At 36.8% G+C, this 16,678-nt stretch carries 16 protein-coding genes; all 16 read left to right on the top strand.

Translation table 11 applies throughout. The features are described from left to right. The first annotated feature begins 122 nt into the window (after window positions 1-122). Entirely contained in the window at window positions 123-683 is a 561-nt protein-coding gene (gene rnmV / locus AM499_RS15775; RefSeq protein WP_053591098.1) for a ribonuclease M5, read from the top strand. A 3-nt stretch (window positions 684-686) separates the two neighbouring features. Continuing rightward, on the top strand, window positions 687-1,565 hold the full coding sequence (rsmA, locus tag AM499_RS15770) for a 16S rRNA (adenine(1518)-N(6)/adenine(1519)-N(6))-dimethyltransferase RsmA (protein WP_053591097.1): 879 nt from the start codon (window positions 687-689) through the stop codon (window positions 1,563-1,565). A 154-nt stretch (window positions 1,566-1,719) separates the two neighbouring features. Continuing rightward, a complete protein-coding gene (veg, locus tag AM499_RS15765) occupies window positions 1,720-1,983 on the top strand; it encodes a biofilm formation stimulator Veg (protein WP_053591096.1) in 264 nt (87 codons plus the stop codon). A 165-nt stretch (window positions 1,984-2,148) separates the two neighbouring features. Next, the gene (locus AM499_RS21440) at window positions 2,149-2,322 is read left to right on the top strand and encodes a small, acid-soluble spore protein, alpha/beta type (RefSeq protein WP_082355286.1); all 174 of its coding nucleotides are present in this window, start codon (window positions 2,149-2,151) and stop codon (window positions 2,320-2,322) included. A gap of 235 nt (window positions 2,323-2,557) precedes the next feature. Next, a complete protein-coding gene (ispE, locus tag AM499_RS15760; protein WP_053591095.1) occupies window positions 2,558-3,424 on the top strand; it encodes a 4-(cytidine 5'-diphospho)-2-C-methyl-D-erythritol kinase in 867 nt (288 codons plus the stop codon). A 55-nt stretch (window positions 3,425-3,479) separates the two neighbouring features. Next, complete coding sequence (gene purR, locus AM499_RS15755; RefSeq protein WP_053591094.1) at window positions 3,480-4,331, top strand: pur operon repressor; 852 nt, start codon at window positions 3,480-3,482, stop codon at window positions 4,329-4,331. Beyond that, window positions 4,309-4,680, top strand: a complete 372-nt coding sequence (locus AM499_RS15750; protein WP_053591093.1) for a RidA family protein — start codon at window positions 4,309-4,311, stop codon at window positions 4,678-4,680. The genes purR and AM499_RS15750 overlap by 23 nt, the downstream gene beginning before the upstream one ends. A 564-nt stretch (window positions 4,681-5,244) precedes the next feature. After that, window positions 5,245-5,532, top strand: coding sequence for a septation regulator SpoVG (spoVG, locus tag AM499_RS15745; protein ID WP_053591092.1), 288 nt, complete (start codon window positions 5,245-5,247; stop codon window positions 5,530-5,532). Between the two features lie 205 nt (window positions 5,533-5,737). Beyond that, complete coding sequence (glmU, locus tag AM499_RS15740) at window positions 5,738-7,102, top strand: bifunctional UDP-N-acetylglucosamine diphosphorylase/glucosamine-1-phosphate N-acetyltransferase GlmU (RefSeq protein ID WP_053591091.1); 1,365 nt, start codon at window positions 5,738-5,740, stop codon at window positions 7,100-7,102. A 27-nt stretch (window positions 7,103-7,129) separates the two neighbouring features. Further along, complete coding sequence (locus AM499_RS15735) at window positions 7,130-8,089, top strand: ribose-phosphate diphosphokinase (RefSeq protein ID WP_053591090.1); 960 nt, start codon at window positions 7,130-7,132, stop codon at window positions 8,087-8,089. A 77-nt stretch (window positions 8,090-8,166) separates the two neighbouring features. Beyond that, window positions 8,167-8,784, top strand: coding sequence for a 50S ribosomal protein L25/general stress protein Ctc (locus AM499_RS15730; protein ID WP_053591089.1), 618 nt, complete (start codon window positions 8,167-8,169; stop codon window positions 8,782-8,784). A gap of 926 nt (window positions 8,785-9,710) precedes the next feature. Further along, window positions 9,711-10,274 carry an aminoacyl-tRNA hydrolase gene (pth, locus tag AM499_RS15725; protein WP_053591088.1) on the top strand — a complete coding sequence of 188 codons (564 nt, stop codon included), beginning with the start codon at window positions 9,711-9,713 and terminating at the stop codon, window positions 10,272-10,274. 45 nt (window positions 10,275-10,319) lie between these two features. Then, window positions 10,320-10,550: an anti-sigma-F factor Fin gene (locus AM499_RS15720; RefSeq protein WP_053591087.1), complete on the top strand. Its 231-nt coding sequence runs from the start codon at window positions 10,320-10,322 to the stop codon at window positions 10,548-10,550. 217 nt (window positions 10,551-10,767) lie between these two features. After that, window positions 10,768-14,301, top strand: a complete 3,534-nt coding sequence (gene mfd, locus AM499_RS15715) for a transcription-repair coupling factor (protein ID WP_053591086.1) — start codon at window positions 10,768-10,770, stop codon at window positions 14,299-14,301. Between the two features lie 86 nt (window positions 14,302-14,387). Then, window positions 14,388-14,924 (top strand): stage V sporulation protein T, encoded by a 537-nt coding sequence (spoVT, locus tag AM499_RS15710; protein ID WP_053592247.1) that lies wholly within the window; start codon window positions 14,388-14,390, stop codon window positions 14,922-14,924. Between the two features lie 139 nt (window positions 14,925-15,063). Continuing rightward, window positions 15,064-16,674, top strand: coding sequence for a putative polysaccharide biosynthesis protein (locus AM499_RS15705; protein WP_053592246.1), 1,611 nt, complete (start codon window positions 15,064-15,066; stop codon window positions 16,672-16,674). Window positions 16,675-16,678: the final 4 nt, after the last annotated feature.

Raw genomic sequence — 16,678 nt, 5'->3', positions numbered from 1 at the left:
TGCCCGATTAGAAAGTGATGGTTTGCGCTTTCTAATTATATAGCTTTCCCTTTCGTTGATTGGGGAAGCTTTTTTGCGTTATGATAGTAAGAACTAGGAAGAAAAGAAAAGAGGAAGTATGTTTGCGTATAAAAGAGTTAATAGTCGTAGAAGGTAAAGATGACACAACTGCAATTAAACGGTCTGTTGAAGCAGATACTATAGAGACGAATGGTTCTGCAATCTCAAAAGAGACACTCGTTAAAATTCAGCATGCGCAAGAAAAAAGAGGAGTAATTGTTTTTACGGATCCAGATTATCCAGGACGACGGATACGCGCTATAATCGAGGAGCATGTACCGGGCGTAAAACACGCATTTCTCTCAAAAGAAAAAACAATCGCTAAAAATGGTAAAGGGTTAGGTATAGAACACGCGAAAGAGGAAGATATCCGACAGGCGCTTGCCAATGTTTATACACCAAAGACTGAACTGGACGTTGTACCTGAAATTCCTTTAGAAATTTTAGTTGAGGGAAAATTAATTGGACATCCAAATTCAAAAGACCGAAGAACGAAAATTGGAGAATTATTAAAGATAGGATATACAAATGGAAAGCAATTGCAAAAGCGTCTTTCTATTTTTCAAATAAGCAGACAGCAGCTTGAGGAAGCAATCTTGCAGCTCAATATGGAGGATAATTAATTTATGCAAAAAGATATAGCAACACCAATTCGAACGCAAGAAATATTAAAAAAGTATGGCTTTTCCTTTAAAAAAAGCTTAGGTCAGAACTTTATAATCGATCCAAATATTTTACGAAATATTGTGAGTCATGCGGATCTCACGAAAGATTCAGCGGCAATTGAAATTGGACCAGGTATAGGAGCGCTAACAGAACATTTAGCAAGAGCTGCAGGGAAGGTAGTTGCCTTTGAAATAGACCAAAGATTGCTGCCTGTTTTAGAAGATACACTTTCTCCTTATGATAATGTGGAAATTATTCATTCCGATATTTTGGAAGCTAATGTGAAACAAATTTTTGAGGATAAATTGACTGGTATTAAAGATGTTATGGTAGTTGCAAACTTACCTTATTATGTTACCACTCCGATATTGTTGAAGTTACTGATGGATCGTTTACCTATACGTGGAATGGTTGTAATGATGCAAAAAGAAGTAGCTGATCGTATTACAGCAGTTCCTGGTACAAAAGCATATGGGTCACTTTCAATTGCTATTCAATACTATATGAAGGCTGAAGTGGCAATGGTTGTGCCTAGAGGTGTTTTCATGCCACAACCTAATGTAGAATCGGCAGTTATTAAGCTCACTCGCCATGAAACTCCACCAGTTCAAGTTATGGATGAAGACTTCTTGTTTCAAGTATCGAGAGGGTCGTTTGTCCAAAGAAGAAAAACAATTATTAATAATCTACAGTCGTCTTTACCAAATGGTAAGGAAAAGAAGGAAATCATCATTGAGTGTTTACAAAAAGTGAACATAGATCCTTCAAGACGAGGGGAAACTCTATCTATTGAAGAATTTGGACGCTTAGCAGATGAGCTATATCCTTATTTTCATTAATTTTACTTGTTACAATATTAGTACTGTTTATAAAAAAATCCATTCGAGATATATGAAAAATATATTGACAAGTATGCGTCTTGCTTGTTAAAATGTTTTGTTTGACAAAAATATAAATAGATGGTATAGTAATATTCAGTGAGGTGTAAGCAGAATGCCAAAAACTTTAGCTGATATTAAAAAGTCATTAGATCATCATTTAGGCAAACGTTTGCAATTAAAAGCAAACGGAGGACGTAAGAAAACGATCGAACGTGCTGGTGTTTTAAGAGAAACTTATCATGCCGTATTCGTTATCGATTTGGATCAAGATGAAAATTCTTTTGAACGTGTATCTTATAGTTATGCAGACATTTTGACAGAAGCAGTAGAAATCACTATTTTTGACGAAGCAAATAATTTAATAGTTGTAAAATGATTGTTTAGAACTTTTATTTTTACTTTTATATTTCGAAAGAAGCTCCTTTTTTCATTCATTTGAATGGAAAAGGGGTTTTTTTCTGTTTGTAGCACATACTAAGTAAGCTAGTTGTTCAACTGATACAAATTCGCCAAAGCGTATTTAAAAGGGAGGATTCACCATATGGCTAGAAAAGGTATTATGTCTAATGAATTAAAAGAAGAGATAGCAAAAGATCTTGGAATTTATGAAGTAGTCAAGACCGAGGGCTGGGGTGGAATTAAATCACGTGACGCTGGTAATATGGTAAAACGAGCAATTGAAATGGCTGAACAACAAATGAAGTCACCAAAATAAATCGTAGAGTACCATGTTGGTTATATGCCAAAAAGCATGCGAAATCCAAAAAAGTAAACAACTAGCAGGCGGAGAAATCCGCCTTTTCTTTTTCATATAACATATGCAGGGATATTTTTTCTGACTTTAACTATTGGAACGCTAATAAGTACGCCTCGTCAGTATACGCACTTCCGCTTTTCAGATGCACTATGGTAAAATAGTGGACAACCTAAGTTTAAAAGGAGCAGAAGGAATGTACTATGTAAAAGCACCTGCTAAAATAAATTTAACACTCGATGTCTTGAATAAACGTCCCGATGGTTATCATGAGGTTGAAATGATCATGACAACAGTCGATTTGGCAGACCGTATAGGGCTAGAGTTAAGAGAAGATGGAAAAATACATATACTATCCGTTGACCGATTTGTTCCGAATGATTATCGGAATTTAGCATATCAAGCAGCTAAGCTATTAAAAGAAATGTATTCTATAAAATCTGGAGTAACTATAAAGATTGAAAAAAATATTCCTGTAGCAGCTGGCCTCGCTGGCGGAAGCAGTGATGCTGCGGCAACCTTAAGAGGGCTAAATACTCTTTGGGGTTTGGGGTTATCCTTAGATGAGTTAGCTGAAATTGGAACGAAAATAGGTTCAGATGTTGCATTTTGTGTGTATGGTGGAACGGCACTTGCGACTGGAAGAGGAGAAAAGATTCAAGAGCTTCCATCCCCTGCAAATTGCTGGATCATCCTAGCTAAACCAACATTGGGTGTTTCTACAGCAGACGTTTATGGAAAGTTAAATTTAAAACGTATAGAACATCCAGATACGAAAAAAATGATCGAAGCGATTGAAACGAAGGATTTTGAAAAAATGTGTGCATCTGTAGGAAATGTACTAGAGAGCGTCACATTAAAACTATATCCAGAAGTTGCAGGTTTAAAAGAGCAAATGGAAAAGTTTGGTGCAGATGCTGTTTTGATGAGTGGGAGTGGCCCAACAGTGTTCGGAATAGTGCAACAAGAATCCAGAGTGCAAAGAATATATAATGGCCTGCGTGGGTTCTGTGACGAAGTTTATGCAGTTCGATTAATAGGAGAACGAGATTCACTTGCTTAAATGCGTATGATTGTGATAAGTTTTCATTAAAACATTCGTGTTTGGAGGTGATTGGATGAAGTGGAAAAGAAGTGAGCGACTTGTAGATATGACGCAATACTTAATGGAACATCCCCATAAATTAATACCTTTAACGTTTTTTGCTTCTTTATATCAATCTGCCAAGTCCTCGATCAGTGAAGACTTAACGATTATAAAAGAAACTTTTGAAGAAAGAGGAAGAGGATTACTCATTACAGTCCCTGGAGCAGCGGGTGGAGTAAAATTTATTCCTACGATGACAAGTAAAGATGTAAAGGAAATAACTGCGGAGTTAATGGAACAGCTTTCCAAATCGGAACGTTTGTTGCCTGGAGGGTATCTGTATATGACAGATTTACTCGGAAATCCCTCACTTATGAATAAAGTAGGAAAAATATTTGCATCTGCTTTTGCCCATGAAAAAATAGATGCCATTATGACGGTTGCTACAAAGGGTATCTCCATTGCACATGCAATTGCAAGACATTTAAATGTTCCTGTTGTAGTAGTACGAAGAGATAGTAAGGTGACAGAAGGTCCAACGGTAAGTATAAACTATGTATCTGGATCAGCTAGACGTATTCAAACGATGGTCCTTTCAAAAAGAAGTATGGAAAAAGGCCAGCGTGTATTAATCACAGATGACTTTATGAAAGTCGGAGGAACGATTAATGGGATGAAGAGTTTGCTAGAGGAATTTAACTGTGAGCTTGCGGGTATTGCTGTACTAGTTGAGGCGCAGCATGAGGGTGAGCAACTCGTGAATGATTATTTATCTTTAATAAAGTTACATGAAGTGAATGAAAAAGATGGTACAATTGCTTTAACAGAAGGAAACTATTTTGAGAAGGGTGGAAATCTTAATGAAAGCAGTATCAACAACTAATGCACCAGCAGCTATTGGTCCATATGTTCAAGGAGTAATTGTAAACGGAATGTTTTATAGCTCTGGACAAATTCCATTAACTCCACAAGGGGAAGTAGTAGAGGGCTCTATTACGGAACAAACTGCACAAGTTTTTGCTAATTTGGAAGCCGTACTTACGGAAGCAGGCTCTTCTTTATCGAACGTTGTCAAAACACTTGTGTTTTTAAAAGATATGAATGATTTTGCTGAATTTAACGAAGCATATGAAAAGCATTTTGCAGGGCATAAGCCAGCTCGTTCAGCTGTGGAAGTAGCGAGACTACCAAAAGATGTTAAAGTTGAAATAGAAGTAATAGCAGTAGTATAAAGATAGAGTATGCCTTCTTCGGAAAGCATACTTTTTTTATTTAAAATAACTTTGTTAAACTTCAATATTACTAATAAAGATTTGAATAGATAAACCTAATCTATAAGCATTCGCGCTGGCCACACGTCCGCTGCATGCACAAGCACATTTAGCTGTCTCATACGGCACGTGATGCGGCTGGGAACAACTTCTTGCTGTATAAACATAATTTTCAGGAGGTGCGCCTTACAGGCCGCAAGAGCGCGAAGAATGAGGCCACGTAAAGGAGCGACTCATCCTGCGGAGGCTCATGCGTAGCGTGCGGCAAGCACACATCCGAGTTCTACTTTATAAAATGCCTCATCACAATAGTGCACCGCAATTATAAAAAGAAAATAAAAAATCCAATTTATAGTAAATTCAATAAAATAGATTAGTAATTTATATGGATAATTATGGATTTCGAGTAAAGCAATCTAATTATTTTATAATATTAAAAAGATTCATAAAAGAAGAAGGATATTTATAAGTTTCGTGGAATAATAATAAAAGAGTTTTTTACTATTAGAAGAGGGGTGCTGTAAAATGGAAGTAACAGACGTAAGATTACGTAAAGTACTATCAGATGGTCGTATGAGGGCTATCGCTTCCATTACACTGGACAATGAGTTTGTTGTACACGATATTCGAGTTATTGATGGGAATGGAGGATTATTTGTAGCAATGCCTAGCAAAAGAACTCCTGAGGGTGAATTTAGAGATATAGCTCATCCAATAAATTCTGGAACTCGTACAAAAATTCAAGATGCAGTGTTATACGCTTATCATTTAAGCGGTGATATAGAGGAGCCGGTAGCAGAAGCTAGTTATTAATAATTAGGTGAATAATATGCTGCTTTTAGGCAAAATATATGAATCAACTAAAACCATTTCTAGCATGAGATGGTTTTTTTGTGCAGAAAAATTATTTATAATACTTGTTTTGTCATGTATTTGTCAAGAGATATTTCCTTGAAAAATGGTTTCATTTCCGCTATAGTCAAAAGAGGAAATTAGCCCACTGGAGGGAAAACGGAAAATGACAAATACTTATGCGGTTGTATTAGCTGCTGGTAAAGGAACTCGTATGAAGTCAAGTCTATATAAAGTGCTACATCCTGTTTGTGGGAAGCCAATGGTGGAACATGTTGTTGAAAACATGGAGAAACTTGGTGTAGATAAGATTGTAACAGTCGTTGGTCACGGTGCAGAAACGGTTCAAAGCGAATTAGGTAATAGAAGTGAATATTCCTTACAAGCAGAACAATTAGGAACTGCACATGCTGTACTACAAGCAGAGACAGCACTTGCAACCCTTTCAGGCACAACCATTGTTATTTGTGGAGACACTCCACTGATTACTGCCGAAACAATGAGCGACTTATTGAATCACCATAAACAATCAGGTGCCAAAGCAACCATTCTTACAGCAATTGCGAATGATCCTACTGGTTACGGAAGAATTATTCGTTCAGAGGATGGAAATGTTAAAAGTATCGTAGAACAAAAAGATGCTACATCAGATGAACAACTTGTCAATGAGATTAACTCGGGAACATATTGTTTTGATAATCAAGCATTATTTAAATCGTTAAAATTAGTAAAAAATGAAAATGCTCAAGGCGAATATTATTTACCAGATGTAATTGAGATTTTACAAAAAGAAGGCGAAGTAATTTCTGCTTTTGCAGCAAAAGATTTTGATGAAATTTTGGGAATAAATGATCGAATCGCCCTTTCTCAAGCAGAACAAATTATGCGATCTCGTATTGCACATCATCATATGCGTGAAGGTGTAACAATCATAGATCCTCAGAATACATACATTAGTAGCGACGCAGTAATAGGTGCCGATACTGTTATTCAGCCTGGAGTCATTATTGAAGGGAAGACTATAATCGGAGAAAATTGCACAATTGGACCAAATAGTCATATTGTTTCAAGTGTAATTGGAAATGGAACAACTATTCATTCTTCGGTTGTTCTATCAAGCGAAGTAGGCGATCATACCTCAATCGGACCGTTTGCACATATCCGACCACAGTCAGACGTTGGAAATGATGTGAAGATTGGAAACTTTGTAGAAGTGAAAAAGTCTACAGTAGGGAATGGAAGTAAAATTTCACATCTAAGCTATATGGGAGACGCATCTATTGGTTCAAATGTGAATATAGGTTGTGGAACCATAACAGTGAATTACGATGGTAAAAATAAGTTTAAAACTACAATCGAAGATGATTCCTTTGTTGGCTGTAACTCCAATTTAATAGCGCCAGTAACAATTGGCAAAAATTCGTATGTTGCTGCTGGTTCTACTATTACAAATGATGTGCCTGGAGAAGCTCTTGCGATTGGTCGAGCTAGACAAGAAAATAAAGAAGGCTATGTAAATAAACTAAAATAAATTAACCCACTACTCAGGAGGATTATCATGCCAGAACAATATAAAAATTCGAAATTGAAAATATTCACTTTAAATTCTAATAAAAAGTTAGCAGAAGAAATTGCAAAAGAAGTAGGGGTTCCGCTAGGAAAAAGTACAGTTACTAGATTTAGTGATGGAGAAGTTCAAATCAATATCGATGAAAGTATCCGTGGTTGTGACGTATTTATCGTTCAATCCACTTCTGGCCCTGTAAATGAGCATATTATGGAATTATTAATCATGCTTGATGCAGTAAAACGTGCTTCCGCTCGTACTGTTAGTGTGGTTTTACCTTATTATGGATATGCTCGACAAGATAGAAAAGCACGTGCACGTGAACCAATCACAGCGAAGTTAGTTGCAAACCTATTAACTACGGCTGGAGCTACACGCGCAATCGTGCTAGATTTACATGCTCCACAAATACAAGGATTCTTTGATATTCCAATTGATCATTTAGTTGCTTCACCTATTTTATCTGACTATTTCTTAGGTAAAAACTTAGATCCATCCGAAATTGTTATTGTATCACCAGACCACGGTGGAGTTACGCGTGCTCGTAAAATGGCAGACCGTTTGAAAGCTCCAATCGCTATTATCGATAAGCGTCGTCCTCGTCCGAACGTTGCTGAAGTAATGAATATCGTTGGTAATGTAGAAGGAAAAACGGCAATTCTAATTGATGATATTATCGATACTGCTGGAACTATTTCTATTGCTGCTAAAGCATTGATGGAAAGTGGTGCAAAAGAAGTTTATGCTTGCTGTACACACCCTGTATTATCTGGACCAGCAATCGAACGTATAGATAACTCTGTTATTAAAGAGTTAGTTATTACAAATTCTATTCAACTTGCAGAAGATAAAACTTCACCTAAGATTAAAGAATTGTCTGTTGCAAAATTATTAGGCGATGCAATCGTCCGCGTTTTCGAAGAGAAGTCAGTAAGTACTTTATTTGATTAATCTTACCAGCGTTTGAAACATCCTCATAATGGGTATATATCTAATAAGGATAAGAACTTTTAGGAGGATGGATATAGATGAATACATTGGTTAAAACAAAAAAACGTGAGCATAAAGAAAATGCACAACTAAGGAAAAATGGTTTCATCCCAGCTGTAGTTTATGGTTTTCAAATGGAATCACAATCTATTGCTGTAGATGAGAAGGATTTAGCTAAAACCATTCGAGAAGTTGGACGCAATGGAGTCATGAAACTAGAAGTAGACGGAAAACAAGTAAACGTCGTTTTGAATGACTACCAAATGAATATCCTAAAAGGTCAAATGATCCATGCGGACTTTTTAGCGATTAATATGAAGGAAGAGTTAGAAGTGAACGTCTTGGTTAATGTCATTGGTGAATCGGTAGGAGTTTCTGAGGGCGGAACGCTTCAGCAACCTAACAGAGAAGTAACCATTACAGTAAAACCTTCTGATATTCCAGATAGTATTGACGTGGATGTAACGAACATGGCAATTGGTGATACAATCACTATTGCTGATATTCGCGACAAAACAAACTATACAATTTTAAATGAAGATGATTATACATTAGTGACTGTCTCAGCACCTCGCGTAGAAGAGGAAGAAACAGAGATGACAGATGCTGAAGCCGAAGAAAATAATGATACTGAAGAAGCAAAAACAGAAGAATAATTTTAAAAGAAAAGAGGTTGTCTCAAAAAGGCAATCTCTTTTTCTCTGTAGTTGTTAACGCATAAGAATCTGCGTTTCAGATTGAAGACAAAAGACTGTTGGATAAATGGTATCGTTGTTATTTTGTTTTTTTGTCATCATTTTCATTACATCAAGATTATTCTTCCTGAGTAAAATAGAAAAAAACAATAGGTATTGCTTAGCGAGGATACTGAAAAAGTCAATAGAATTTGACTTTACTAAATAATGTCGTCCGATAAATAGGAAAATCGTTGAAACGGCTCCCTTTCCGCGGGCGTTGCCTTAGCCTCCTCGCTACGCTGCGGGGTCTTCAGCTAACGCTATTCCCGCAGGAGTGTCGCCTTTTCCAACGATTTTCTATAAATACTAATTGAAAAAATATAAGTGATAAAAATTGCTCTATTAATGGCAGGATGGTTTTCTAATTGAAAAACTGATATTAATTGGAGTGGAAGGCGGCGACTCCAGCCGGAATAGCATGAGCTGAAGACCCTGGACCGAGCGAGCGAGGGAAGCGGCTGAAGCCATGCCGGCGGAACGCGTCCGCCTGGAACGTAAATACTGTTATGAAATCTCATTGAGGACTTTTTCAGTGCTCTCAGCTTAAGGAAGGAAGACTAAGTACGCCTCATCAAATGGAAGGCAATCTAAGTTCGCCGCATTCTACGGCAACGATTGCATGACCCACATCTTATGGGCCTCAACGCCTTCATGACCAACATCGTGTTGGCCCAAGCGGCTTGGCGCTCGCCTGCGGAAAGCGAGTGGTAAGATTCGAAAAACCAGTCTATCCTATATAAAATAAATTCGAGTTTGTCTACAGTCTGTAACGCAGAAGAATCTGCGTTTTTCTCTATGTATATGTTAAAATAAATGAAATACGTAATTAAAGGAATGGAAAACGAATGAAAATCATCATCGGTTTAGGGAATCCAGGTAAACAATACGAGGCAACCAGACACAATATAGGCTTTCATGTTATAGATGAATTAGCTGATCGATTAAATACTCCACTGACTCAATCAAAATTTAATGGTATGTATGGCGTTGCTCATATCGGAACAGAAAAAGTGATGCTATTGAAACCATTGACGTATATGAATTTATCTGGAGAGTGCGTTGTACCAATGATGGATTATTATAACGTTGAGAATGATGAGATTGTCGTTATTTATGATGATTTAGATTTACAGGTAGGAAAGCTCCGTCTTCGTCAAAAAGGAAGTGCAGGAGGTCATAATGGAATAAAATCTCTTATTCATCATTTAGGTACACAGGAGTTTAATCGAATTCGTATTGGAATTGATCGTCCTAAAAATGGAATGAAAGTACCTGATTATGTTTTATCAAAATTCACAGAAGAAGAAAAATCAGATATGGCACATGCAGTTAAAAAAAGTGCCGATGCATGTGAAGCGTGGCTATCAAAAACCTTTTTAGAAGTGATGAATATTTATAATGGTGCATAAATTATGACGTCTAGGCCTATACTTCCTAAAAAGGAGGTTTTGGGCATGACCATACGATATAAATGTCGACATTGTGAAACAGAAATAGGCCAATTGCCTTTGGACTCTATAGATGAGCATTTTTTGAAAAAAAATGAAATAACACCTGAAGAAAAAGATTTATATATAGAACTTGGAAATGAGGGGGATTTCACAGTACAGTGTATTTGTGAAGAGTGTCAAAGTTCTCTCCAAAAATTTCCGAATTACTATGCATTAAAAAAGTGGATACAGTAGAGTTGCTTTGGCACGGTATAGTGTGCAAAGCCTTTTTCTGTTTTGAAGTTGTCTATCAGGGTAGATAAAAGGCACCTACAGTTTTCTACTTTTTAATTGTCTAGTTACTGGTGCCAGCCGCTAAGTAGTCTAATACTAATCTTCTTATTATGCATTAGTAATAGCATTCGCGGCTATACAGGCGCCTTACGCTTTTCTTATAAAACGGGGGATTGAAATGGAGCTTTTAAGCAATATATTACGGGAAGATTCACATATACAAAAACTATTAAAAGAATTAGAGAGCGGCCAAGATCAGCAGCTCATAACAGGACTCTCTGGCAGTGCGAGAGCTGTTTTTAGTAAAATGCTCTATAGTACACGTAAAAAAGCTATTCTTATTGTTACACCAAATTTACTTCATGCTCAAAAGCTAACGGAAGATTTAGTAAAACTAGTTGGAGAAGATTTAGTACGCTTATTTCCTGCGGATGAGCTTATAGCTGCAGACATTTCCATAGCTAGTCCAGAGTTACGGGCACAAAGAATCGAAACGTTAGATCACATGCTATCGAAAAAAAATGGAGTATATATTGTGCCGATAGCTGGACTTAAAAAACATATGCCATCTGTGAAGGATTGGCGAGAGAGCACAGTCTCCATATCGGAAGGCGAGGAAATAGTGTTAGATACACTATTACAAAGTCTTATAAATATGGGCTATGTTCGTCAACCAATGGTTACTGCACCTGGTGAATTTGCTTTAAGAGGTGGGATTGTAGATATATACCCACTCTATTTAGAGCACCCAATTCGTATAGAGTTGTTTGATACGGAGGTAGACTCTATTCGAACATTTTCCGCAGAGGACCAACGTTCATTAGAAAAATTAAAGGATATTCGAATATTACCAGCTACTGAATATGTATTAACTGAGAATAAAAAGAAATTACTTGCCGATAAATTGGAAGAATCTTTAGCGGAAAGTCTAAAAAAAGTAAAAATAGCGGAAATGAAAGAGCAATTTTATCAAAATATCCAGCATGATATCGAACTTTTAAAACAAGGTGAGCAGCCGAAAGAATTTATGAAGTACGTGTCGTTGCTTGATGAACATAATAGCTTTTTAGGTAATTATTTCGATGCTAATGGAATGGTTTTATTTGATGAGCTTGGAAGAATTCAAGAAGTTACCGAAACACTTGAAAGAGAAGAAAATGATTGGTTTTTAGCTCTATTAGAGGAGGGTAAAACGGTTCATGATGTAAAACCTTCTTATAATTTAAAAGAGATTATTCAGATGCTTCCAAATGAAAAATTATATTTTTCATTATTTTCTCGTACGTTTTCAGGTATAACGATTAAAAAAAATATCGGCTTTTCCTGTAAGCCAATGCAAAACTTTCATGGACAAATGCATCTATTGAAAAATGAGATTGATCGTTTTTCACAAGGAAAGTTTCGAGTAGTAATTCTAGCTGACGGTAAAGAGCGTGTCCAAAAGGTTCATACTGTTTTAGAAGATTACGAAATAGTTTCAAAGATTGGAGCTTCTGGGGAGGATTTGAAAAACTCCGGAATTTTTATTGTGGACGGAGATTTGGAAGCTGGTTTTGAATTACCGCTCCAACGCATTGCTGTCATTACCGATTCTGAGTTATTTAAACAAAAACATAAGAGAAAAGCAAGAACACAAAAAGTAACGAATGCAGAGCGCATTAAAAGCTATTCGGAAATAAAGCCTGGCGATAATGTTGTACATATACATCATGGGATTGGGAAATATATCGGAATAGAAACGCTTTTAGTTAATGGTATTCATAAAGATTATTTACACATACGCTACCGTGGAGAAGATAAGCTATTTGTTCCTGTGGACCAAATTGATCTTATTCAGAAGTATGTTGCTTCTGGGGAGAAGGATCCGAAGCTACATAAACTAGGCGGAGCGGATTGGAAAAAGACAAAATCAAAAGTATCTGCAGCTGTTCAAGATATTGCGGATGAGTTAATAAAACTTTATGCAAAGCGTGAATCGGAAGTTGGATATGCATTTGAGCCGGACGGTGAAATGCAGCAATCCTTCGAGGCTGCTTTTCCATATGAAGAAACGGATGATCAGCTTCGTTCAATACAAGAAGTAAAAAAAGATATGGAAAAACCACGACCGATGGATCGTCTAATTTGTGGAGATGTTGGTTATGGAAAAACAGAAGTAGCTATACGTGCCGCCTTTAAAGCGGTAATGGAAGGAAAACAGGTTGCCTTTTTATGTCCAACTACTATTCTTGCTCAACAGCATTACGAGACAATGTTAGAACGTTTTCAAGAGTTCCCTATTGAAGTTGGTTTACTTAGCCGTTTCCGTACTAAAAAACAGCAAACAGAGACGATTAATGGATTAAAAAAAGGGATGGTAGATGTCATAGTCGGTACACATCGTATTCTATCCAAGGACGTTGTGTATCGAGATTTAGGGCTATTAGTTGTCGATGAAGAGCAGCGATTCGGAGTAAAGCATAAAGAAAAGATAAAACAATTAAAAACAAATGTAGATGTACTTACGCTAACTGCAACTCCAATACCTCGGACATTGCATATGTCAATGATTGGAGTGCGGGATTTATCTGTTATCGAAACACCGCCTAAAAATCGTTTCCCAGTCCAAACGTATGTGATGGAATATAACGGTGCACTTGTACGTGAAGCAATAGAAAGAGAGCTAGCAAGGGGAGGACAGGCGTTTTATTTATACAACCGGGTGGAAGACATTACTCGAAAAGTAGATGAAATTCAAATGTTAGTTCCAACTGCAAGAGTAGGTTTTGCGCATGGACAAATGCCTGAAACAGAACTAGAGTCTGTCATTATTAGCTTTTTAGAAGGGGAATATGATGTACTCGTAACAACAACTATTATTGAAACAGGGATTGATATACCAAATGTGAATACGCTTATCATACATGATGCTGATAAAATGGGATTATCGCAGCTTTATCAACTTCGTGGTCGAGTAGGACGCTCGAATCGAGTAGCTTATGCTTATTTAATGCATCAACGAGATAAGGTATTGACGGATGTTGCGGAAAAAAGATTACAAGCAATTAAGGAATTTACAGAGCTTGGCTCCGGATTTAAAATCGCAATGCGTGATTTGTCTATTCGAGGAGCAGGGAATCTATTAGGTTCTCAACAACATGGGTTTATTGATTCCGTTGGTTTCGACTTATATACACAGATGCTTGAAGATGCAATTGAGGAAAAACGAACAGGTATAAAGAAAGAAGAAATACAAGATTTAGAAATTGTTTTATCGACAGATGCTTATATTTCTGACGAATATATTCCAGATGGATATCAAAAAATCCAGATGTATAAACGTGTTAAAGCAATGGACAAGGAAGAGGAATATATGGACCTTGTTGATGAGCTGCAAGACCGTTTTGGAGACATTCCCCTGGAAGCAGAAAAATTGCTACGAATTGCTCGTATGAAAGTTTGGGGTAAAGATGTAGGAGTCGAATCAATCAAAGAAGTAAACAAGATTGTGTCTATTCGATTCAGTACCGAGGGTACACAAAACATTGATGGTGCCATGCTTGTTGAAAAGTCGATGAAATATGGTCGTGCAATTGGATTTAACATGGATAATCGAAATTTGGTCATTACAATCGATGAACGTAAAACAGGGAAGTTTAATCCTTTTGATGTGTTAGAAGAGATGATGCGGTTGTTGCCTGAGGCAAAAAAAGAAAAGTCTGAAGTGAATTAGCACTTTGCATATTTTATGGTAATGTGATGCATACTATGGCAGAAATGAAAATTAATACCCAATCAGTCGAAAGTGAGGCACATTACATGAAAGCAACAGGCATCGTACGACGCATTGATGATTTAGGTAGAGTAGTAATTCCGAAAGAAATTCGCAGAACGCTTCGCATCCGTGAAGGTGATCCACTGGAAATTTTTACGGATAGAGAAGGTGAAGTAATACTAAAAAAATACTCACCTATCAATGAACTCGGGGATTTTGCAAAAGAGTATGCAGAAACATTATACGAAACGCTAGGTACTCCGGTATTAATAAGTGATCGTGACGAAATGATTGCAGTGGCAGGTTTATCCAAAAAAGATTATCTAAATAGAAGACTAAGCCCAGATGTAGAAGAAATCGTTAGTAAACGTTCTATTGTTACGGAAAAACATGAAAACTCAGTAGAATGGGTACCAGGGGTTTTTGAATCAGTCAAATCCTACTGTATTGCTCCAATTATCTCATCTGGAGATCCAATAGGCGCTGTCTTTTTAATTTCTAAAGTCCATTTTGTTGGGGAAGCAGAGTTAAAAGCAGTCGAAACAGCAGCAAATTTCTTAGCAAAACAAATGGAAACTTAATTTATCGAAGGTCTTTTTCTATTAATAGAGAAAGGCCTTTTTCCATGTCTGTTTGTGTTGCTCATTCCCTGGAGATATGCTGTTTATTTTATATTCATGTATAATAGTTGCATTGAGAGATGGAAGAAGGATGAAGGAAATGAGTAACGAATGGAACATGAAAACGTATATGAAGGGCGCAGCCATGTTGACGATTGCAGCGATTATTGTAAAGCTATTAAGCGCTGTTTATCGTGTTCCATTTCAAAATTTGGTTGGAGATGAAGGATTTTATATTTACCAACAGGTTTATCCGTTCATTGGTATTGTAACAACTTGGACTTCTTTTGGATTTGCCGTTGCATTGTCAAAAATACTATCAGAATATAAAGCTACCAAAAATGATGAAGCTATTCCAAGAATTATACAAATTGCTTTCGTTTTTATTGGAATCATTTCAATTCTATTTTTTCTTTTACTATTTGCCGGAGCTGAATTTCTTGCAAGTACAATGGGTGATGTCCAGTTAGCTCCGTTATTAAAAGCGGGTTCCTATGTTATTTTGTTAATGCCAATGCTGGCTGTGTTAAAAGGAAAGTTTCAAGCAGATGGCAAGATGCAGCCGGTTGCTTATGCACAAGTGATCGAGCAAGCAGTACGAGTGATTATCATTTTATTAGGTACATGGATTGTCGTTTCTACTAGTTTTGATTTATACAAGGCTGGCAGTATGGCAATGTATGGTGCAGTGGCAGGGGAACTAGCAGGTGTTGTTTTTCTTTCTTATGTATATTGGAGAGGATTAGGAAATCTTCATACAAACAAACCGAAACAAGTAGTTCCAATTTGGCCAATTGTAAAGGATTTGACCATTGTTAGTATTAGTGCAAGTATTAGTGCGCTATTGTTTTTACTTTTTCAGTTGGTGGATTCTTTTACTATTTTTCAAACGTTAGTAGAAAGCGGCTTGGAAAAGCAACAAGCGATGGAGATGAAAGGAATTTATGATCGAGGACAGCCGCTAGTCCAATTAGGAATTGTTATTGCCTCTACTTTATCTTTAGCGATAGTTCCGTTAGTTGCACATCGAATCAATAAAGAAAAGGGAAGAACGGCTATCCCTTTCATGCAGCTTACATACCGTGTCGCTTTCACCTTTGGATTTGCTGCAGCATTAGGGTTGATTGTAGTTTTACCTTATGTAAATGAAATGTTATTCCAAACTAGAGCTGAGTCCTTCACTTTGATGGTATTTGCATGTCAAATAATATGGATGTCCTTAATATTAACGTTGATGGCTATGCTTCAAGGAAGTGGGAAAGTAAAAATCCCTACTTTATTTTTACTGGTTGGCGTATTTTGTAAATGGCTATTAAATGGTATGCTTGTCTCATCTTATGGGATTGTTGGTGCAGCAATAGCAGGAAATATTAGTTTAGCGATTGTATTTTTAATGATGTTTTATTATTTTAAAAAGAACTGGAACATTTCGTTTGCCTCTATTTCCTTTTATAAAGGCATTGGAATTGCTTCGCTTATGATGGTAATCTGTGTAACCGCGTATGTGTGGGTGGCAGATGCTATACTCTTCGATAGTTTATCCAGTCGACTACAGTCTGTCGTTATTTCTATTAGCGCTGTAACACTTGGAGCAACCATTTTCTTACTAATCATTGCAAAAAGACGTGTAATCGGAGAAAAAGAGTGGTTTTTATTGCCTTTTGGACGAAGAATGGCTACATTTCAACTATGGTTGAATAAAGAAAAGTAAGGTT

This window comes from Bacillus sp. FJAT-22090 (assembly GCF_001278755.1).
Classification (GTDB): Bacteria; Bacillota; Bacilli; order Bacillales_A; family Planococcaceae; genus Psychrobacillus.
This window is presented reverse-complemented; position numbering and strand designations above follow the sequence as displayed.